This is a genomic window from Curtobacterium sp. PhB128, from assembly GCF_004340725.1.
Classification (GTDB): domain Bacteria; phylum Actinomycetota; class Actinomycetes; order Actinomycetales; family Microbacteriaceae; genus Curtobacterium.
Genome location: NZ_SLUR01000010.1, coordinates 73,019 through 93,488, shown reverse-complemented (window position 1 = coordinate 93,488; position 20,470 = coordinate 73,019). Strand labels below are relative to the sequence as shown.

General features: G+C 72.2%; 20 protein-coding genes. 11 read left to right on the top strand and 9 right to left on the bottom strand.

Annotated features, from left to right (window positions below):
• Positions 1-8: 8 nt before the first annotated feature.
• The 7 genes from EDF23_RS16055 to EDF23_RS16025 form a co-directional block, all read right to left on the bottom strand.
• Positions 9-1,391, bottom strand: coding sequence for an MFS transporter (locus tag EDF23_RS16055; protein WP_131922304.1), 1,383 nt, complete (start codon positions 1,389-1,391; stop codon positions 9-11).
• Positions 1,392-1,767: 376 nt separating this feature from the next.
• Complete coding sequence (locus tag EDF23_RS16050; RefSeq protein ID WP_123294705.1) at positions 1,768-2,805, bottom strand: NAD(P)-dependent alcohol dehydrogenase; 1,038 nt, start codon at positions 2,803-2,805, stop codon at positions 1,768-1,770.
• Complete coding sequence (locus EDF23_RS16045) at positions 2,802-4,142, bottom strand: ROK family transcriptional regulator (RefSeq protein WP_131922301.1); 1,341 nt, start codon at positions 4,140-4,142, stop codon at positions 2,802-2,804. Before EDF23_RS16045 ends, EDF23_RS16050 begins: the two co-directional genes overlap by 4 nt.
• Before the next feature lie 154 nt (positions 4,143-4,296).
• The gene (locus EDF23_RS16040) at positions 4,297-5,346 is read right to left on the bottom strand and encodes a sugar phosphate isomerase/epimerase family protein (RefSeq protein WP_131922299.1); all 1,050 of its coding nucleotides are present in this window, start codon (positions 5,344-5,346) and stop codon (positions 4,297-4,299) included.
• Between the two features lie 70 nt (positions 5,347-5,416).
• Entirely contained in the window at positions 5,417-6,529 is a 1,113-nt protein-coding gene (locus EDF23_RS16035; RefSeq protein WP_243648962.1) for a Gfo/Idh/MocA family oxidoreductase, read from the bottom strand.
• Entirely contained in the window at positions 6,514-7,221 is a 708-nt protein-coding gene (locus tag EDF23_RS16030) for a ThuA domain-containing protein (protein WP_123939071.1), read from the bottom strand. The genes EDF23_RS16035 and EDF23_RS16030 overlap by 16 nt, the downstream gene beginning before the upstream one ends.
• Positions 7,218-8,414 (bottom strand): Gfo/Idh/MocA family oxidoreductase, encoded by a 1,197-nt coding sequence (locus tag EDF23_RS16025; protein WP_243648961.1) that lies wholly within the window; start codon positions 8,412-8,414, stop codon positions 7,218-7,220. The genes EDF23_RS16030 and EDF23_RS16025 overlap by 4 nt, the downstream gene beginning before the upstream one ends.
• A 97-nt stretch (positions 8,415-8,511) precedes the next feature.
• Here EDF23_RS16025 and xylA point away from each other — a divergent pair, with 97 nt between their 5' ends.
• The 4 genes from xylA to EDF23_RS16005 are packed head-to-tail and all read left to right on the top strand — an operon-like array spanning position 8,512 to position 12,744.
• Positions 8,512-9,702 (top strand): xylose isomerase, encoded by a 1,191-nt coding sequence (gene xylA / locus EDF23_RS16020; RefSeq protein WP_131922297.1) that lies wholly within the window; start codon positions 8,512-8,514, stop codon positions 9,700-9,702.
• A 12-nt stretch (positions 9,703-9,714) separates the two neighbouring features.
• On the top strand, positions 9,715-11,184 hold the full coding sequence (locus EDF23_RS16015; protein ID WP_131922294.1) for an FGGY family carbohydrate kinase: 1,470 nt from the start codon (positions 9,715-9,717) through the stop codon (positions 11,182-11,184).
• A gap of 12 nt (positions 11,185-11,196) precedes the next feature.
• The gene (locus tag EDF23_RS16010; RefSeq protein ID WP_131922291.1) at positions 11,197-12,201 is read left to right on the top strand and encodes an acetylxylan esterase; all 1,005 of its coding nucleotides are present in this window, start codon (positions 11,197-11,199) and stop codon (positions 12,199-12,201) included.
• 27 nt (positions 12,202-12,228) lie between these two features.
• Positions 12,229-12,744: a nucleoside kinase gene (locus tag EDF23_RS16005; protein WP_131922288.1), complete on the top strand. Its 516-nt coding sequence runs from the start codon at positions 12,229-12,231 to the stop codon at positions 12,742-12,744.
• A 36-nt stretch (positions 12,745-12,780) separates the two neighbouring features.
• Here the strand turns inward: EDF23_RS16005 and EDF23_RS16000 are convergent, their stop codons facing one another.
• Both EDF23_RS16000 and EDF23_RS15995 read right to left on the bottom strand, forming a co-directional pair.
• Positions 12,781-13,713 carry a phosphotransferase gene (locus EDF23_RS16000; RefSeq protein ID WP_131922287.1) on the bottom strand — a complete coding sequence of 311 codons (933 nt, stop codon included), beginning with the start codon at positions 13,711-13,713 and terminating at the stop codon, positions 12,781-12,783.
• Positions 13,714-13,737: 24 nt separating this feature from the next.
• Positions 13,738-14,688, bottom strand: coding sequence for a helix-turn-helix domain-containing protein (locus EDF23_RS15995; RefSeq protein WP_111084859.1), 951 nt, complete (start codon positions 14,686-14,688; stop codon positions 13,738-13,740).
• Positions 14,689-14,942: 254 nt separating this feature from the next.
• On the opposite strand from EDF23_RS15995, the gene EDF23_RS15990 reads away from it, so the two are divergent.
• The 7 genes from EDF23_RS15990 (at position 14,943) to EDF23_RS15965 (ending at position 20,390) form a co-directional block, all read left to right on the top strand.
• On the top strand, positions 14,943-15,164 hold the full coding sequence (locus EDF23_RS15990) for a hypothetical protein (RefSeq protein ID WP_123672963.1): 222 nt from the start codon (positions 14,943-14,945) through the stop codon (positions 15,162-15,164).
• Positions 15,165-15,245: 81 nt separating this feature from the next.
• On the top strand, positions 15,246-15,407 hold the full coding sequence (locus tag EDF23_RS19335) for a hypothetical protein (protein ID WP_159573320.1): 162 nt from the start codon (positions 15,246-15,248) through the stop codon (positions 15,405-15,407).
• Between the two features lie 47 nt (positions 15,408-15,454).
• Entirely contained in the window at positions 15,455-16,051 is a 597-nt protein-coding gene (locus EDF23_RS15985) for a TetR family transcriptional regulator (RefSeq protein WP_131845249.1), read from the top strand.
• A 56-nt stretch (positions 16,052-16,107) separates the two neighbouring features.
• Positions 16,108-17,757 (top strand): long-chain fatty acid--CoA ligase, encoded by a 1,650-nt coding sequence (locus EDF23_RS15980; RefSeq protein WP_131922285.1) that lies wholly within the window; start codon positions 16,108-16,110, stop codon positions 17,755-17,757.
• Between the two features lie 12 nt (positions 17,758-17,769).
• Positions 17,770-18,789: a glycosyl hydrolase family 18 protein gene (locus EDF23_RS15975; protein WP_131922283.1), complete on the top strand. Its 1,020-nt coding sequence runs from the start codon at positions 17,770-17,772 to the stop codon at positions 18,787-18,789.
• A gap of 148 nt (positions 18,790-18,937) precedes the next feature.
• Positions 18,938-19,789 (top strand): alpha/beta hydrolase, encoded by an 852-nt coding sequence (locus tag EDF23_RS15970; protein ID WP_131922281.1) that lies wholly within the window; start codon positions 18,938-18,940, stop codon positions 19,787-19,789.
• Positions 19,782-20,390, top strand: coding sequence for a TetR/AcrR family transcriptional regulator (locus EDF23_RS15965; RefSeq protein ID WP_131922279.1), 609 nt, complete (start codon positions 19,782-19,784; stop codon positions 20,388-20,390). Before EDF23_RS15970 ends, EDF23_RS15965 begins: the two co-directional genes overlap by 8 nt.
• Positions 20,391-20,470: the final 80 nt, after the last annotated feature.

Below are 20,470 nucleotides of genomic sequence, written 5' to 3'. Positions count from 1 at the left end.
GCCGACACCTACCCGCGCAGCACCCGCGGCTCGGCCTTCACGAACGCCATGAGCACCAGCCCCACGACGAGCACCACCACGATCCCGAGGATCCCGAAACGCGTCGAGCCGCCGACCGTCACCGCGACACCGAACAGTGCCGGCGCCAGGAACGACGCCGCCCGGCCGGTGGTGGCGTAGAGGCCGAAGAGCTCGCCCTCGCGGCCGGGGGTCGCCAGCCGCGCCAGGTACGCCCGCGACGACGACTGCACCGGTCCGACGAACAACGCCAGGGTCAGCCCCAGCACCCAGAACCACTCCGTCCGACTGCCGACCGCCAGGACGCCGAGCCCACAGGCCGCGAGGCCGATCAGCGACACCATGATGAGCGCGCGCGAGCCGAAGCGGTCGTCGAGCCGTCCGGACACGAAGGTGGCGACGCCGGCGACGACGTTCGCGGCGATGGCGAACAGGATGACCTGCGAGGCGCTGAACCCGAACACCTGCGCCGCGATGATGCCGCCGAAGGTGAACACCGCGCCGACGCCGTCGCGGAACACCGCGCTGGCGACCAGGAACGCGAGCACGTTCCGCCGTTCGCGCCAGAGCCGGGCGATGTCCCGACCCAGGTCGCGGTAGGCACCGAGCACACCGCCGGTGTGCCGGTGGTCGGGCGCGGCCTCGGGCACGACGACGAAGAGCGGGATCGAGCTGACCGCGAGCCACACGGCGGCGATGCCGATGGCGACGCGGACGTCCCACTGCCCGGTCGCGACGGTGGCCGGCAGCTGCAGCAGTCCGCCGACGACGCCGTCACCGCGGAAGTCCTGGATGCAGAGCACGAGCAGCAGCACGAGCAGCACGATGCCGCCGAAGTACCCGGCGGCCCACCCGATCGCGGACACCCGTCCGGTGCGCTCCCCCGACGCGACCTGACCGATCATGGCGTTGTAGCCCACGCTCGCGATCTCGTACGCGACCGTGCCGATGCCGAGCAGCGCCGCCCCGAGCACGAGGTACGGCTGGCTCGGTGCGACGAAGACCATGCCGCCGATGGACAGCACGATGCCGATCGTGGCGATGAGCACGGATCGACGGCGGTGCCCGGACGAGTCCGCCAGGCGCCCGATCGCCGGGGCCACGAGCGCGACGACGATGCCGGCGATCGTCAGGGCCGTGGAGACCACCGCGGCGTTGTGGGCGAGTTCGCGTTCCACCAACGCCTTGCCCGCGGCGGACGTGTCCGCCACCTTCGCCGGGTCGACGAACGCCCGGCTGGCCAGGTACGTGCTGAACACGAACGTGGTGACGACGGCGTTGAACGCCGCGGACCCCCAGTCCCACAGCGCCCAGGACACGAGCGCACGCCGGTCGGTGCGCTGCGGCACGACGGCGGCCGGTGAAGCGGTCATGCGCGAACCGTAGCGCGTCCCGGTGACGCACCGGTGGCCCCGTTCCGGGTCACGTGGCGGACGGGAGGCCCGTGGCGGCCTGGCCACGGGCCTCCCGTCCGCACCGTGCGCGCGTCGTCACCCGGTGCGAGCTTCCGCGCACCGTGTCCGCCCACAGGGCGACACCATGCCGACGACCGTGGACACAACGACGAACCTCGCACCGTGCGTCAGCCGCCTGCCGGACGGGAGGCGCGTGGCGGCCTGGCCACGGGCCTCCCGTCCGCACCGTGCGCGCGCCGTCACCCCGTGCGAGCTTCCGCGCACCGTGTCCGGTCGCAACCCCGCACGTGGCACGCAACGCGGCACGGGGCGGCGAACCGCGCACCGTGCGCGCTCAGGCGGGCACGCCGCCGGGGTAGACGACCGACTTGAGGGACTCCGGGTCGGTGTCGCTCTCGAGTGCCTCGCGGACCTCGTCGAGGCCGAACCGACCCGTCACGAGCGAGTCGAGGTCGATCTGTCCAGAGGCGACCAGGCCGATCGCGACGGGCCACGTGCCGGTGTAGCGGAAGATCCCGGTGACCGTGACCTCGAGGTTCTGGATGTGCTCGACGGGCAGGGTCATCTCGGAGTTGCCGAGCCCGACGAGCACCGCGGCGCCGGCCGGTCCGACGGCCTTGATGCCGTCGGACACGGCACGGGGAGCACCGCTGGCATCGATGAACGCGTCGACCGGTGCGATGTCCGAGGCGACGGACACCACGGTCGGGTCGACGACCTCGGTGGCGCCGTACTGCAACGCACGCTCCCGGCGCTCGGGGACCAGGTCACTGATGACGATCCGGGTGGCGCCGAAGGCCCGCGCCGCTTGGGCGCAGATGATCCCGATCGGACCGGCACCGGCGATGAGCACCGAGGACCCGGGGACGATGCCGGCCTTGCGGACCGCGGCGATCCCGACGGACAGCGGTTCGAGCAGGGCACCGGCCTCGAACGAGACGGAGTCGGGCAGGACGTGGGCGAACTCGGCCTCGATCGTGACGAACTCGGCGAAGGCGCCGTCGACCGGCGGGGTCGCGTAGAAGCGCATGTGCGGGCAGAGGTTGTAGCGGCCGGCCAGGCACTGCGCACAGCGGTGGCACGGGCGCTGCGGTTCGACGGCGACGCGCTCCCCGACGCGGGCGGGGTCGACGCCAGCGCCGACGGCGGTGATCGTGCCGGACAGCTCGTGGCCGAGGACGAGCGGCTCCTCGACGACGAAGTCCCCGATGCGGCCGTGGCGGTAGTAGTGCACGTCGGAGCCGCACACCCCGACGGCGGCGACCCGGACGAGCACGTCGCCCGGCTCGACCTCGGGCACGGGGCGGTCCTCGACGGTCAGGTCCTGGGTCCCGAGCAGCACGCTGGTGCGCTGGCGCTGGATGGAGGTCATGGGGTTCTCGCTTCCTCGGCCGCGGCGTCGCGGTCGGACGTGGGGGTGGTGGAGCGGTCGGGCGTGTGGGTGGTGGAGCGGTCGGGCGTGTGGGTGGTCGTGGAGTCGGCTGGAGCTGGCCTCGGGACGAGCCGGGCTGCCGTCGGGTCGCGCAGCAGGTCACGGAACCCGAGTTCGGCGGCACCGCGGAGCAGCACGTCGGCACCGAGCGCCGCCGGAGCGATCCGCAGCCGTTCGGTCACGGCGGCCATCGACTGGGCGCGGACCTCGACCTCGATGCGGTCGCCGACGTGCTCGAGCAGCACCCCGAGGAACCCGCCGAGGACGACCACCTCGGGGTTGACGGTGTGGATCGCGTTGCGGAGCGCGGTGGCGAGCGCCGTCACCTGGCGGTCGACCACCCGCTCGACCTCGGGTCGGCGTTGCGCGAGCACCGCGGCGAGCGCGGACGGGTCGTCCGGGGCGACACCGGCCGCCGCGACGAGGGCGTCGCGCGAGGCCTCGGTCTCGAGGCACCCGACGGCCCCGCAGTGGCAGCGGACACCGTTCGCCGCGACGAACGTGTGGCCGAGCTCGCCGGCGTAGCCGTCCGCGCCGCTGAGGGGCCGGGCGGCGCTGATGACACCGCCGCCGATACCGCTCGCGCCGCCGTTGAGGTAGATCAGGTCGTCGACTCCGCGGCCGCTGCCGTACAGGCGCTCCGCCCAGGCACCGGAGTTCGCGTCGTTCGTCGCACGGACCGGCAGTCCGGTGCGCTCGGCGAGGGGACGGGCGATCGGTTCGTCGTGCCAGCCCAGGTGGGGCGCGGAGCGGACCACGCCGTCCTCGACCCGCACGGTCCCGGGCACGGCGACGCCGATGCCGGCGATCCGGGCGGGTGCGGCGTCCCCGGCGACCAGCTCGTCCAGGAGTCCGGCGATGGTCTCGACTGCCTGGGCAGCGGTCGGGGCCGAGCGACTCGACGCCACCGCACGGTCGCGCACGCTGCCGTCGAGCCCGACCAACGCGACGGTGACGGCGTCCACCTCGACCATGACGGCGACGGCGACCACCTCGGCGGCAGCACGAACGACGGGGCTCGGACGGCCGACGCCAGGGCTCGGACTGCCCGCGACACCGGCGCTCGTGCTGCCCGTCGCGGGGACGTCCTCGTGCACGAGTCCGCGCTCCACCAGTTCACCGACGAGCGTGAGCGTGGTCGACCGGTTGAGTCCGGTGCGTCGGGTGATCTCGGCGCGGGTGATGGGACCGTCCTCGTGCACCAGGCGGAGGACGCGCGCAGCGTTGCCGCGTGTCGGGGTCTGCGCGACGACGGGTGCCGCTGTCAGGCGAGCCATCGGGTCCTCTCGGTCGTGCTCCGTGTGTGCTGGCCCATCCTCGCGTGTTCGGTCCTTCCCAGAACGCCCGCGATGGGAAGCGGGATCGGGCACACCTGGTCGAAACGAACGACCAGGTACGCCCGGATCCGGCAGGTACGCCCGGAACCGCCGGTCACCGCGAACGCGAGAACGCGGCGTCGAACGAGGCCTCCGGCGGCGCGATCGTGCCGAGCTGCCGGACGAACGCCAGCGCCTCGGGCCCTCCGACGAGTCGGTCCATGCCGGCGTCCTCCCACTCGACGCTGGTCGGGCCGGTGTACCCGATGTGGTTCAGCACGCGGAACACGCGCTCCCACGGCACGTCACCGTGTCCGGCGGTCACGAAGTCCCAGCCGCGGCGCGGGTCACCCCACGGCAGGTGCGAGCCGAGCCGGCCGTTGCGCCCGTCGAGCTGCTTCACCGACTCCTTGCAGTGCACGTGGTACACCCGGTCGGCGAAGTCGAGCAGGAACGCGGCGGGGTCGATGTCCTGCCAGACGAAGTGCGAGGGGTCGAAGTTGAACCCGAACGCCGGCCGGTCCGCGAAGAGCTCGAGCGTGAGTTTGGCGGTCCAGTAGTCGTAGGCGATCTCGGACGGGTGCACCTCGAGCGCGAAGCGGACCCCGACCTCCTCGAACACGTCGATGATCGGCGACCACCGGTCGTGGAAGTCCTGGTACCCGGCGTCGATCATGCTCGGCGGGACCGGCGGGAAGCCCGCGACGGTCTTCCAGATCGACGACCCGGAGAACCCGGTGACGGTGTCGACCCCGAGTGCCGCTGCGGCGCGTGCGGTCCACTGCAGTTCCTCGGCGGCACGCTGCCGGACGCCCTCGGGCTCGCCGTCGCCCCAGACGTGCGGCGGCAGGATGTCCTCGTGCCGCTGGTCGATGGGGTCGTCGCACACGGCCTGGCCGACCAGGTGGTTCGCGATCGTCCAGACCTGCAGCCCGTTGCGTTCCAGGATCGCCTGCCGCTCGGCGACGTACGCCGGGTCCGTCGCGGCGCGCCGGACGTCCAGGTGGTCGCCCCAGCAGGCGATCTCGAGTCCGTCGTACCCCCAGTCGCCGGCGAGCCGGGCGACCTCCTCGAAGGGCAGGTCGGCCCACTGTCCGGTGAACAGCGTGACCGGCCGGGAGGCCCGGGTCGGCTCCGCCTGGTCGCTCGCGTCCGTCGTCGTCATCGTCGTCGTCCTTCCGTGCGGTGGTCGGGGTCCGTGCTGTGGTCGAGGTGCGTGCTGTGTTCGAGGGCTGTCACCACGACCCGGGTGCGGACCCGGCGGGGACGGTGGCGGGGCGGTCGACGCGCGAGCGCACGTCGACGACCGTGTGGTCACGGGCCGCGGCCGAGACGGCCTCCATGACCTCGAGCACGTGGAACGCGAGGTCGCCGGAGGCCCGGTGCGGACGGTCCGTGGTGATCGCGTGCGCCAGGTCGGCGAGCCCGTAGCCGCGACCGGCGTCGGTGTACCCGGCGGAGACGGGCAGCTCGCGCCACTCGCGGTCGTCCGCCGTCGCGATCGACACCGGGTCCGAGAACCGGTTCGGGTCCGGCACACCGAGGGTGCCGGCCGTGCCGTACACCTCGAAGAGCGGTGCTCGGGTGGCCCAGACCTCGAACGAGACGGTGACGGTCGAGACGACACCGTTCTCGTGTTCGAGGATCGCGACCACGTGGGTGTCGATGTCGACCGGGATCGACGTGCCGGCGTTCGGTCCGGTCGCGACGGTCCGCTCGCGGGTGGAGCGGGTGGCACTGCCGCTCACCCGGACGACCGATCCGAAGAACGTGACGAGGCTGGTCAGGTAGTAGGGGCCCATGTCGAGCAGCGGGCCACCACCGGGCTGGTAGTAGAACGCGGGTGCCGGGTGCCAGAGCTCGTGGCCGGGGGCGCTCCAGGCGACGGCCGCGCCGACCGGGGTGCCGATCAGGCCGTCGTCGAGGGCGGCCCGCGCGGTCTGGATGCCGGTGCCGAGCACGGTGTCCGGGGCGCTGCCGACCCGCAGGCCCGCGGCTCGGGCGGCCTCGAGCACCGGTTCGGCCTCGGCCGTGGACATCGCCAGGGGCTTCTCGCCGTAGACGTGCTTGCCCGCGGCGAGCGCCCGGGTCGCGACGTCGGCGTGGGCGGCGGGGATCGTCAGGTTGAGCACCACGTCGACGTCGTCGGCCGCGAGCAGCTCGTCGACGCTCGTGCCGCGCACGCCCTGCGCGGCACCGACCGCCTGCGCCCGGTCGACGTCGAGGTCGGCGACCGCGACGAGCGACAGTCCGGGCAGGGACGGGAAGTGTTCGAAGTACTGCTGGCTGATCACGCCGACGCCCACCACCCCGACGCGGAGGACGGGTTCGTTCACCGTGCTGCCCACAGGAGGCCCCTCTCGATGATGGTGCGGAGTGGCTGCGACTCGACGACCTCGAGGCGGTGCCCGGGTGCGGAGACGAACACGCGACCAGCACCCCACTGCCGTGTCCAGATCGCCGGGGCGGTGACCGGACGGTTCCAGGCGTCGAAGTCGCGCGCTTCCTGCGTGGTGGTCGCGAGGACGTCGTTGTACTCGTCGGACAGCACCCAGTACTGCTCGGTGACGAGGTCGAAGTCCTCGATGCCCTGCGTGATCGGGTGCGATCGTCCGAGGTCGGTGAGGTGCACCGTGTACGGGATGTAGTTGTCGGACTGCTCCCCGACGCGCTCGTCGGGGTGCTTGCCGGCGTGGTGGGCGAACTGGCCGCCGACCATGTGCAGGTAGTCGGCGGTGTTCCGGAACGCGTCCGCGATCCCGCCGTGCCAGCCGGCCAGTCCGGCGCCGTTCAGCACCGCGCGCTGCAGCCCGGCGAACTCGTCGTCGGCGATGGTCGACATGGTGACGACCTGCACGATCAGGTCGACCTCGGCCATGACGGACGCGTCGGCGTAGACGGCCGTCGAGTCCGACACCCGGACCGCGAACCCGTTGTCGCGCAGGAACGGGACGAACAGGTCGGTGGTCTCGACGGGCTGGTGGCCGTCCCATCCCCCGCGGACGACGAGCGCCTGGCGTGTCCCGTCGGCGGCGGTCACGCGGTCACCGTCCAGCTGCTGCCGTCGGCGGCACTGCGTTCGACGGCGTCGAGCACGCGTTGTACGTGCAGGCCGTCCTCGAACGACGGCGACGGGTCGGTGCCGGCCACGATCGCCTCGACGAAGTCCTTCACCTGGTGGCTGAAGGTGTGCTCGTACCCGATGAGGTGTCCGGTCGGCCACCACGCGGCCATGTAGGGGTGCTCGGGTTCGGTGACCAGGATGCGGCGGAAGCCCTGCTCTCCCGCGGGTGCCGACGACTCGTACAGCCGCAGTTCGTTCATGGACTCGAGGTCGAACTGGATCGCACCCTCGGACCCGCTGATCTCGAGCGTCAGGCCGTTCTTCCGGCCGGTGGCGTAGCGCGTGGCCTCGAACGTGCCGATCGCGCCGTCGGCCGCACCGCCGCCGAGTCGGGCGGTGAAGAACGCGGCATCGTCGACAGTGACCTGCCCGCGCTCGCTCGACGCTGTGCCGGAGAGTCCGACGCCGTCGGCGAGCAGGGGGCGCTCGGTCACGAAGGTCTCGAGCAGACCCGACACCCGGGTGAGCTCGGCGCCGGTGACGTGCTCGACGAGGTCGATCGCGTGCGCGCCGATGTCGCCGAGCGCACCGGAACCGGCGAGCTCCTTGTCGAGGCGCCAGGTCATCGGGCCGTCCTCGTCGGCCAGCCAGTCCTGCAGGTAGAGCGCGCGGACCTGGCGCACGGTGCCGATCCGGCCGTCCTGCACGAGCTGTCGGGCGAAGGCGATGGCCGGCACCCGGCGGTAGCTGAACCCGACCATGGCGCGGACCCCGTGCGCCCGGGCGGCTGCGGCAGCGGCGGTCATCGCCTCGGCCTGTTCGACGGTGTTGGCGAGCGGCTTCTCGCACAGGACGTGCTTGCCGGCCTCGAGCGCGGCGATCGCGATCTCGACGTGCGACGACCCGGGCGACACGATGTCGACGACGTCGATGTCCGGGTCGGCCACGACGGCGCGCCAGTCGGTGGATGCCGACTGCCAGCCGTACTGCACGCGAACCGCCTCGGTGCGTTCCGGGTCGCGCCCGACGATCACCGCCATCTCGGGTTCGACCCCGAGATCGAAGAACCTGGGGGCGGTCCGCCACGCCTGTGAGTGCGCGGCTCCCATGAAGCCGTGCCCCACCATGGCGATCCGCAGTCGTTGCTGCGCCGTCGAAACACTTGCCATCCGCTCGCTCCTTTGCGATCACGTCCTTGCCACAGCCAACACTACCGCTTATGTTGGGCGCGGCAACATTTTATTTCGACGACGAACGGTGACCACCATGGCAACGACGCCCACCCGTGCAGACAAGTTCTCCTTCGGTCTCTGGACCATCGGCTACAACGGCTCCGACCCCTTCGGCGGGCCGACCCGTCCGGCCCTCGACGTGGTCGAGGCGGTCGAGAAGCTCGACGAACTCGGCGCCTACGGCCTGACCTTCCACGACGACGACCTGTTCGCGTTCGGCTCGACCGACGCCGAGCGGCAGACGCAGATCGACCGCCTCAAGGGTGCGCTCGACTCCACCGGCCTCATCGTGCCGATGGTGACGACGAACCTGTTCTCGGCGCCCGTGTTCAAGGACGGCGGCTTCACCTCGAACGACCGGCAGGTCCGCCGCTTCGCGCTCCGCAAGGTCCTGCGCAACATCGACCTCGCCGCCGAGCTCGGTGCGTCGACGTTCGTGATGTGGGGCGGCCGCGAAGGCTCCGAGTACGACAGCGCGAAGGACGTGCAGTCCGCACTCGAGCGCTACCGCGAGGCCGTCAACCTGCTCGCCGACTACGTCACCGACAAGGGCTACGGCATCCGCTTCGCGATCGAGCCGAAGCCGAACGAGCCGCGCGGCGACATCCTGCTGCCGACCCTCGGCCACGCGATCGCCTTCACCGAGACCCTCGAGCGCCCCGAGCTGTTCGGCATCAACCCCGAGGTCGGCCACGAGCAGATGGCGGGCCTGAACTTCACGGCCGGCATCGCCCAGGCGCTTTACCAGGGCAAGCTCTTCCACATCGACCTCAACGGTCAGCGCGGCATCAAGTACGACCAGGACCTGGTGTTCGGCCACGGCGACCTGCAGAACGCGTTCTCGCTCGTCGACCTGCTCGAGCACGGTTCGCCGCAGGGCGGCCAGGCCTACGACGGCCCGCGCCACTTCGACTACAAGCCGAGCCGCACCGAGGACATCACGGGCGTCTGGGACTCGGCGGCCGCGAACATGCGCATGTACCTGCTCCTCAAGGAGCGCGCGCAGGCCTTCCGCGCCGACCCCGAGGTGCAGGCCGCGCTCGAGGCCTCGAAGGTCGGGGAGCTCAGCACGCCGACCCTGAACGACGGCGAGTCCTACGACGCCTTCCTGTCCGACCGCTCGGCCTACGAGGACTTCGACGCCGACGCGTACTTCGGCGGCAAGGGCTTCGGCTTCGTCCGACTGCAGCAGCTCGCCATCGAGCACCTGCTCGGCGCGCGCTGACAGGCTGCGGGGATGACACAGCTCGTCGCCGGCGTCGACTCGTCGACCCAGTCCTGCAAGGTCACGATCCGCGACGCGGCGACGGGTGCCGTCGTCCGTGAGGGACGTGCCGCCCACCCGGACGGCACGTCCGTCGATCCCCGCCACTGGTGGGACGCCCTCGGCACCGCGGTCGCGGACGCCGGCGGGCTCACCGACGTCGGCGCCGTCGCGATCGCCGGGCAGCAGCACGGCATGGTCGCGCTCGACGCCGACGGTCACGTGGTCCGCGACGCCCTGCTCTGGAACGACGTGCGCAGTGCGGATGCGGCCGCGCAGATGGTCGAGGAGATCGGACGGGAGGCGTGGGTCGCCCGGACGGGACTGGTCCCGGTGGCATCGTTCACGGGTACCAAGCTGCGGTGGCTCCGCGACGCCGAGCCGGACAACGCCGGCCGCGTCGCAGCCGTCGCGCTCCCCCACGACTGGTTGTCGTGGCGGCTGCGCGGGTACGGCCCGGCCGACGAGAGTCCGCTCGGCCCCGACCTCGACGCACTCGCCACCGACGCCTCGGACGCCAGCGGCACGGCCTACTGGGACCCGGTGCGCCGGGAGTACGACCCGGAGCTGTTCGAACTCGCGCTCGGTCGCCCGATGCGCGTCGCCGGCTCCGAGCCGACCGCGGACACGGTCGTCGTACCGCGCGTGGTCGCCCACGACGAGGCGATGGGGACGCTCGACGTCGACGTCACGCTGCCGAACGGCTCGGTCGCACCGGCCGGACTGGTCGTGGCGGCCGGACTCGGCGACAACGCCGGTGCGGCGCTCGGACTCGGGCTCGCTCCCGGGGACATCGCGGTGTCCCTGGGGACCAGCGGGACCGTCTTCGGCGTCACCGCGACCGAGGTCCTGGACCCGAGCGGGACCGTGGCGGGCTTCGCCGACGGGACCGGGTCGCGCCTCCCGATCGTCACGACGCTCAATGCAGCCCGCGTGCTCGAGGTGATCGGCGGCCTGCTCGGCGTGGACCACGACGCGCTCGGCGAGCTGGCGCTGCAGGCGCCGGCCGGGGCCGACGGCCTCGTGCTGGTGCCGTACTTCGTCGGCGAGCGCACGCCCAACCGGCCGGACGCGACCGCGTCACTGCTCGGGATGACCCCGGGCACGACCGACCGACCGCACCTCGCGCGCGCCGCGGTGGAGGGCATGCTCTGTGCCCTGGCCGACGGGCTCGCCGCGGTCGAGGGCACCGGTGTGACCGTGTCGCGACTGCTGCTCATCGGCGGGGCCGCGCGGAACGAGGCCGTCCGCACCGTCGCCGCGCAGGTCTTCGGGCGCGACGTGCTCATCCCGGAACCCGGCGAGTACGTGGCGTCCGGGGCCGCGCGTCAGGCAGCCTGGGCGTTGACCGGCGCGCTGCCGTCGTGGGACATCGCGACGACGACCGTGCCGGCGGACCCGCACCCCGAGGTGCTGGAGCAGTACCGCGCCGCGGCGCGCTGACCGAGGAGACCCATGGCACGCACCGACCTCCCGCTCGACGAACTCCGTCGACACCGATCCGAGGTCCGGCGACCGGCCGACTTCGACGCGTTCTGGGCGGACACGATCACCGCGGCCCGGGCAGCCGGAGCGGGGACGGCTCCCGCCCTCGCTCCGGCCGACACCCCCGTGACCGGACTCGTCGTCGAGGACCTGACGTTCCCGGGGTTCGCCGGCGATCCGGTGCGCGCCTGGGTCTCGCGACCGCTGGCCGGTCGTGACACGGCGCTGCCCGTCGTGGTCGAGTTCCTCGGCTACGGCGGCGGCCGCGGGCGCCCCGGCGAACGCGTGCACTGGGCCCTCGCCGGGTACGTGCACGTCGTCATGGACACCCGTGGCCAGGGCAGCGGGTGGGCCGGCGGCGACACCCCCGACCCGCACGGCTCCGGACCGCACGCGAGCGGTTGGATGACGCGCGGCATCGGCTCCCCCGCGGACCACTACTACCGCCGGGTGTACACCGACGCCGTCCGCCTGGTGGATGCCGTGCGGACGCTGCCCGGTGTCGACCCGTCACGCATCGCCCTGACCGGCGGCAGCCAGGGCGGGGGCATCGCCATCGCCGCAGCTGCCCTGGTCGAGGCCCACGTCGGACCGATCACCGCGGTGCTGCCCGACGTCGCGTTCCTGTGCGACTGGGAGGGCGGCACCGACATCGCCGTCGGGGGCCCGTACCTGGAGCTCGCGACCTACCTGTCCGTGCACCGCGACGCAGCCGACACGGTGTGGGACACCGCGGCGTACTTCGACGGGGTGAACCACGCCGCCGGCATCACCGCCCCGGCGCTGTTCTCCGTGGCCCTGATGGACGACGTCGTGCCGCCGCGCACGACCTTCGCCGCCTTCAACGCACTCGGGGCGGACGACACGTACGCGCTGGCCGACCGTCAGATCGAGGTCTACCCGTACAACGGGCACGAGGGTGGCGGCTTCCGGCACTGGGAACGGCAGGTGGCGTTCCTGCGCGCACGGGCGTGACGGCGACGGCCGCGTAGCGTGCCACGCATGGGCGTCAGGAACCACCTCGTGGAGGGCATCTCCGGTACCGGGAAGACGGCTGTCTGCCTCGAGTTGCGCCGGCGCGGCTTCCCGGCGGTGAACGGGGACCGCGAACTCGCGTTCCAGGGAGATCCCCGCACCGGCGCCGCCGTCGACGGTGTGTCCGGCCTCGACGTGCACGCCCACCACCTCTGGAACGCCGAGCTGGTCCGGGAGCGGGCGGCGGACCGCTCGGAACCGGTGACCTTCTTCTGTGGCGGATCCCGGAACGTCGGCGCGTTCCTCGACCTGTTCGACGAGGTCTTCGTCCTGACCGTCGACGCAGCGACGCTCGACGACCGACTCGACGCGCGCGCCGGCGACGAGTGGGCGGGGCGGGGCCGCACGGCCGAGCGGGCCCTGGTCCGTCAGCTCCACGCGTCCGGTGCGGACACGCCTCCCGGCACGCCGATCAACGCGACCCGGCCGCTGTCGGCGGTCGTCGACGAGATCCTGCGGCGGTGCGGCCTGCTCGGGGCGTGACCGACGCCCCCCGGGGCCGCCGCGTTCACTCGCCGCTCACTCCCCCGAAGCGCGCTCGATCCGCTCGATGCGCTCGACGCGCTCGAGACCGACCCGGCACCGGTCGACGTACTCGGCGTACAGGTCCGGCCGCTGCTCCCGCGCCCACCGGGTCACGTCGACGAGGTGCAGCGCGGTGAGCGACGCCAGGATCGCGTGGTCAGCCGGAGTGGCCAGCCCGGCGGCAGCGGTGAACTCGTCGTACTCAGCCAACGAGATCGTCGCGTCGACGAACGCCCACTCGAACACCCGACGAGCGTCGGTCCACGGTGACGGACCGGTCTCGGCAGCGCCCCAGTCGATGAGCACGGGCGAACGACCCGGTCCCCGTGCGATCAGGTTCCGCGGTGCCAGGTCACCGTGTGCGAGTCCGAACGCGAAGTGCTCCGCGGCCAGCCGCTCGAAGTGCCTCCGGAGCGCGCCGGCCGAGGTGTAGGCGCCGTCCCGGCGGAGTGGATCGTCCGCGACGAGCGCTGCGCTGTTGTAGGCCAGGTGCGCCGACCACGCCCGAGCCAGGTCGGTGCCGAAGCGGGTGAACAGCGACGCCGGCGCCGCGCCCAGGTCGATCGAGGCGACGGTGCGGGCGAACGAGCCGAGCCACGTCCAGGGGTGATCGATCGGCCGCGGGTCGGGTTCGACGTACTCGGACACGATGAACGGGACGCCGTCCTGGACGCCGTGGTCGACGGGCCGAGCGACGGCGATGCCCGCTGCGGCAGCCGCTCGCGCGGCCCACGCCTCGACGGGGAACTCGTCCGAGCGCAGGGGGTCGACGGGGAACCGCACGACGACGTCGGCACCGACCGCTCGCCGCACCCGGTAGGTGTGGTTCACGGATCCGCCCAGCAGCCGTTCGGCCTGGGCGTCCGAACTCCCGACGGCGCGCAGGACCGCGTCCAGTCGGTGGCGGTGGGTGTCGTCGTCGAGCACGCACCCATCATGGCCGTCGGGGTGTCACGCCCGCCGCATCGTGTCCCGGGGGTACTCGCCGTGGCGTTCGAGGTAGGCCGCCGAGAACCGACCAGCGTGGGCGAACCCCCACTGCCGGGCGACGTCGGCGATGCTCGTCCCCGCCGGGTCGGCGTGCACGAGCTCGTCGCGCACCCGGTCGAGACGGACCCCGCGCAGGTAGCCGTTCGGGCTCACCCCGAGCTGCCGCTGGAACGCCTGCTGCAGGGCACGCAGGCTCAGGGAGGCCACCTCGGCCAGGTCGGTGCTCGTGATCGGCAGGTGGGCGTGCTCGTGCACGTACTCGACGGCCCGGCGGATGTGCGCGTTGCGCGGGAGCAGCAGTTCGTCCGGCAGCGTGGCCGAGACGACCGGGTACAGCTCGAGCAGCGCCAGCGCCCCCAGCCGGCCCATCTCCGCCTGCAGCAGCGGTGAGACCTGCCGGTCGAGCACCGTGTGCGAGATGAGCTTGACGGTGTTCCGCCACATCGTCACGGCCCGGTCGTCGGGTTGCACGGTGTGGTCGAGCTGCACGCCGCCCGACGCCGCGCCGCGCTCGCCGGCGACCTCCTCGAGCGATGCCCGGTTGATCTGCACGAGACGCTGGTCGTAGTCCTGGTACGTGAACGCGGCGCCGTCCTGCGGCCACAGCTGCGGCCGGCCCACGGCGCTCACGAGGCGGTCGTCACCCTCGCCGATGAAGCCGGTACCCCTGGTGATCCACTGCACGACGAAGTCGTCCGACGGCGTCATGACGCCGTCGAGGTGCCCGTCGAACCGGATCGCGCGCAGCGTCATCGTCGAGTCGCCGACAGCTGAGTACCGGAAGGTGAAGGGCTGCGCGGTCGTCTCGGCGCGCCACTCGGAGGCGTCGTACGCCCCGACCAGGAAGTCGCGTGCTTCGTCGACGTCGGCGGACCGGACGTCGTCCTGCACGCGAGCTCGTTCGTCTGTCATCGGTTCACCGAGAGCAGTGTGACCGAACGGACGCGCGTCGTCCGTGTCGCTGTCCGAGAAGCGCTACCGACGATCGTCGGCGCGTGGACCGGATGCTCGTGGCGACGGGACGATGTCCGGATTTCGACCGCCGGGCCGCTCCCGACATCCGCGATCCGTCGAGTCTCCGGTCCTGGCGCGCACCGACGACCCCGCTGCTCGTACGGTCGTGTCATCCAGCGGCAACGGGCCGCTCAGGAGAACACGAGGACGACATGACCGCCGTGACCGCAACTCCGGTCCACCCGATCAGCGCACCCAAGCACGCCTTCGAAGCGACGTCGGTGTCCGGCCGACGCAACCGCCACCGCGGCGGCTTCAGTGAGCTGCGGGACGCCCAGCGACAGCGCACGCTGCAGATCGCCGCGGTGAGCACCGGCATCGTCTCGGTGAGCGTCCTCGCGTCCGCCGCCGCCGTGCTCGGACTCTCCGCGTGATCCGCGACGGATCGGCGGTCGAGGACGTCCGTACCCAGGCCATCGACATGAGCGCACTCTTCGCAGAACAGGAACGCCACGATGCTTGACCAGAGCACGCTCGAGCAGCTCCGCAGCAACCCGGTCGAGTGGCGCCGACGGGGCTTGACCCCGCCCGCCGACCTCGACGAGATCGTCCAGGCCCGTCTCAGTGCGCACATGGGCCACGCCGACCCGAGCTACGCGGACTTCTTCGCATCCTGACACCCCGCCGTCCGTCCACCGATCGATAGGGTGATCCCCACTTCCCCATGACGCTCCTCACACTCACGCCCCCGGCCGTCGAGACGACCGCGCAGCGCACCGCATCCAAGGCCGCCGATGACCTCTTCACGGCGCACGGCGTGATCCCGGTGCGTTTCGAGGACGTCGCCGCGCACGCGGGCATGAGCGTGGACGAGCTGACGGCGGCCTACCCGTCCAAGCAGGCGCTCGTGGTGGCGGTCCTGCGACGCTGGCACGGCGCGTGGCGTCGGGCCCTGGACCACATCGCCACCACCTCGGCGGATCCCCGCGACGAGATCCTCGGCATCTTCAGCTACCTCGAGGAGTGCTTCGCGGACGAGGGGTGGCGCGGCTGCGCGTTCATCAACGGGCACGCCGAGCTCGGACGGCAGGACGTGGAGATCGCCGCGCTCGCAGCCGAGCACTTCCGCGACGTCGAGAGCCACCTCACGTTGCTCTGCACCCGTGCGGACATGCCGGCGCACATCGCCGAGACCCTGTCGCTGCTGGTCGAGGGTGCCCGGGTGGAGTCAGCCGTGCAGGGGTCGGCCAAGCCGGCCCGGAGCGCACGGCTCGGTGCGGCCATGATCATGTCGGTGTTCGAGGAGCGCACGACGTTCTGACCGGCGGCCGGACGTATGATCCGGGGAACCACTCGTCACCGAAGACGGAGACCGGAATGACGCGCACCGAGCCCACCACCGCCGCTCACCACGGCACCCCCAGACCGACCCGAGCCACCGCCTCGGTCGCCGCGATCCTGGCCGAGTCCGCCGCGCGGTACCCGGACGACGTCGCCGTGATCGTCGGCGACCACCGCACCACCTACGCCGAGCTGTGGTCCGAGACCCTCGCCTACGCCGGAGCGCTCCGGGCCCGCGGGGTCACCGAGGGATCGCGCGTGGCGATGCTCGTGCCGAACGTCGCGGACTTCGCCCGCGTCTACTACGCAACCCTCGCACTCGGCGCCGTCGTCGTCCCCGTCCACGCGCTGCTCAAGCGGCGCGAGATCGAGTACCTGCTGCAGGACAGCGGCGCCATGCTGCTCGTCTGCGCTGCCCCGCTGCTCGCCGAGGGCGCAGCCGGTGCCGAGCTCGCCGGCGTCGACGTCATCACCGTGCTCGCACCGGCCGACCACGACGACCACGACGGCCTCGACGGCCACGACGGCCACGAGAGCCCAGACCGCCTCGAGGCCCTGGCCGCGGCAGCCGACGCCCTTGACACCTACGTCCCCCGCGACCCCTTCGACACCGCGACGATCCTGTACACGAGCGGGACCACCGGCAAGCCGAAGGGTGCAGAGGGCTCGCACTTCGCCCTGCTCGAACAGGTCAACACGAACCTGATGAGCACCTTCGACATGCACCGCGGCGACGTCCTGCTCGGGGCACTCCCGCTGTTCCACACGTTCGGTCAGACCTGCACGATGAACACCGGCTTCCGCGCCGGTGCCACCATCGTGATGCTCCCGAAGTTCGACGGCGACGCAGCCCTGTCGGCGATGGTCGAGCACGGCTGCGAGATCTTCATGGGGGTGCCGACGATGTACATGGCACTGCTCGACGCCGCGACCCGCAACGACGCCCGCCCGGACCTCCGCTACGCGATCTCGGGCGGGGCGTCGTTGCCGTTGGCCGTCCTCGAGCGGTTCCAGTCCGTGTTCGACGCGCCGATCCACGAGGGCTACGGCCTGACCGAGACGTCGCCCGTGGCCACCTTCAACCACGTCGGCCGCGCGCCCCGACCGGGAACGATCGGGACGCCGGTGTGGGGTGTCGACGTCGAGATCGCCGACCCGGCCACGCCGGACGCGATCGTGCTGCTGCCGCACGGCGAGATCGGCGAACTCGTCATCCGCGGGCACAACCTGATGAACGGGTACCTGGACCGGCCGGAGGACACCGACGCGGCGATCGTCGACGGGTGGTTCCGCACCGGCGACCTCGGCACGAAGGACGACGACGGGTTCCTGACGATCGTCGACCGCACGAAGGACATGATCATCCGCAACGGCTACAACGTGTACCCGCGGCAGGTCGAAGAGGTGCTGGCGACGCACCCGGACGTCACCATGGCGGCGGTCTTCGGCGTCCCGCACGAGCTGCACGGCCAGGAGATCGAGGCCGCCGTGGTGCTCCGCGCCGGCGCGACCGTCAGCCCGGACGAGCTCGTCCACTTCGTGTCCGACGAGATCGCGGCGTACAAGTTCCCGCGGGTCGTGCACGTGGTCGACGCCCTGCCCCTCGGACCGAGCGGCAAGGTCCTGAAGCGGACGCTGGTCGAGCAGTTCAGCACACCGGTCGACGCGGCGACTGCTCCGGCCTGACACACTCGGAGCGTGATCACCAGGCCGCGTTCCGTCCTCCTCGCCGCTGTCCTGACCGCGGGCCTCGTCCTGACCGGCTGCACCGGCCCCGCGAACGCCGAGTCCGGCACACCCGACTGGTTCGACGTCACGGGCTTCCAGCCAGAGGGGGCGGACCCCGCGCTGATCGACGCCAACGCATCGGCGATGGACGTCGTCGGCGTCGACGGGCTGCTGCTGAGCCGGACCGGCACGCGCGTCAGCACTCCCTCCCGCGAGGCGAGGACACAACGCAACCGGGCGCACGCCCGCGGGCTCGAGGCGCAGCTGCTCGTCAGCAACTACGCCGACGGCGACTTCAGCGAGCCGATCGCCCGGAGGATGCTCCGGTCCCCCGCCAACCGGTCCCACGTCGTCCGCGCGCTCGCGACCGACGTGCGATCCGGCGGGTGGGACTCGGTCATGATCGACCTCGAGGCGTTGACCGCGGCCGACACGGCGGGGTTGACGGCCTTCGCGCGGGAGCTCCGTGCGGCGGTCGGCGACGACGTCCGGCTCGACATCGCCCTGTCGGCGTCGACGACCGCGGCCGGGTACGCGCGCATGGGGTACGACGTCCGGGCACTCCGCGCTCCGCTGGACCACCTCACACTGATGGCCTACGACCAGCACGGCCCGTGGGAGCCCGACGCACCGGGGCCGGTCGGGTCGTTGCCCTGGGCGTCGAAGTCCGCCAGGGCGCTCGCCACCCTCGCGCCCGCCGACCAGATCGTGCTCGGCGTCGCCGGGTACGGCTACCACTGGAAGGGGCCGCGACCGGCGGGGCAGCTGTCCGACGACCAGGCCCGTCGTCGCGTCCGGAAGGCCGGCGTCACCCCGACCTGGAACGCGACAGCGGGCGAGTGGACGGCGACCCTGCCCAGCGGCGAGGTGCTCTGGTGGTCCGACGCGCGGTCGCTGCGCGAGCGTGTGGCCCTCGCCGAGCGGCTCGGCCTGACCGGGGTCGCCGTCTGGTCCCTGGACCTGTCCGACACGCTGGACACGGTGCACTGACGGCGACCGACGAGCGGACGGGAGGCCCGGTGCGGGCCCGCCACGGGCCTCCCGTCCGCCGCAGCGCGACGCGACTGCCGTGGCGGGCTTGACAGCGTCGGCTAATAGTCTTAGCTTTTAGCTAACACACTTAGCCATGGAGGCAGTCATGCTCGAACACCTGCGCACCGACGAAGGCACCATCGCGTACGACGTCAGCGGCGACGGACCGCTCGTCGTCCTCGCACACGGCATGGGCGACAGCCGGCACGCCTACCGGTTCCTGGTCCCCGAACTCGTCGCCGCCGGCTACCGGGTGGCGAACGTCGACATCCGCGGGTGCGGCGACTCGAGCACGGGATGGGCGTCGTACCAGCGCGTCGACATCGCTCGCGACCTGGTCGCCGTCGTCCGGCACCTCGGCGGCCCCGCGGTCATCGTCGGACAGTCGATCAGCGGTGGGGCGGCCACCATCGCCGCCGCCGATGCCCCCGACGTCGTCACCGGCATCGTCGAGCTGGCACCGTTCACGCGGAAGCAGTCGTTCGACCTCGGCGGCCTGCTCCGGAACCGCCACCACCGCGCCGGCACGCTCCAGCTCGCCAAGGTGATGACGACCGGGAGCCTGACCGGCTGGCTGGCCTACCTGGACCTCGCCGTGCCGACGAAGCCGACCGACTGGACCGAGGAACTGGGCCGCATCGAGTCGACGCTGCAGCAGCCGGAGCGGATGGCGGTGCTGCGCGCGATGACGAAGACCTCGCCCGCCGACGCCGGTGCACGGCTGGCGGACGTGCGATGCCCCGTCCTGGTGATCGAGGGCAGCGCCGACCCGGACTGGGCCGTCCCGCGTGCCGAGGGCGAGCGGGTCCTGGCCGACCTGCCCGACGGGCTCGGCGAGCTGGCCGTCATCGACGGTGCCGGCCACTACTCGCACACCGAGAGCCCGACCGAGGTCCTCGCACTCGTGCTCCCCTTCCTCGGCCGCACGCTCGCGCCGGTCGGCGGCCACCGTGGCTAGGGCAGGACTCGACCCCGCCGCCGTCACCACCGCCGCGGCGGGGCTGGCCGACGAGATCGGGCTCGCACGGCTGAGCATGAGCGTCGTCGCCGAACGGCTCGGCGTGAAGTCGCCGTCGCTGTACAAGCACGTCGACGGACTCACCGACCTGACCCGCCGGATCGCGATCCTCGCCGCGAACGAACTCGGCGACGACCTGCGCGACGCGATGCAGGGGCTCGCCGGGCGCGATGCCGTCGAGGCGGCCGCGCAGACCGTCCGCCGGTACGTGCAGCGGCACCCCGGTCGGTACGAGGCGACGGTCGGGATCCGTCCCACCGGGCCGGACGACCCGTTGGCCGTCGCCCTGGAGCGCACCCTCGCCTCGTTCGCAGCGGCGCTGCGCGGCTACGGGCTCGACCCCGCCGACGAGGTGCACGCGCTCCGCCTGCTGCGCAGTGTCCTGCACGGCTTCGCGACAATCGAGACGTCCGGTGGGTTCCAGATGCGCACCGACGTCGACGCGAGCTTCGAGTGGATCGTCGCGTTCCTCGACCGGGGGTTCCGCGCGACGACCGCCGCCCCCAGTCCTGGTCACGATCCGGACTCCCCGTCGGTCTGAAGCGGTCCCAGGCCCTACGATCCGAGGACGCCTGAGCTTTCTCGGCTGATCCACACGATCCGGCACCCGACCGGACACGA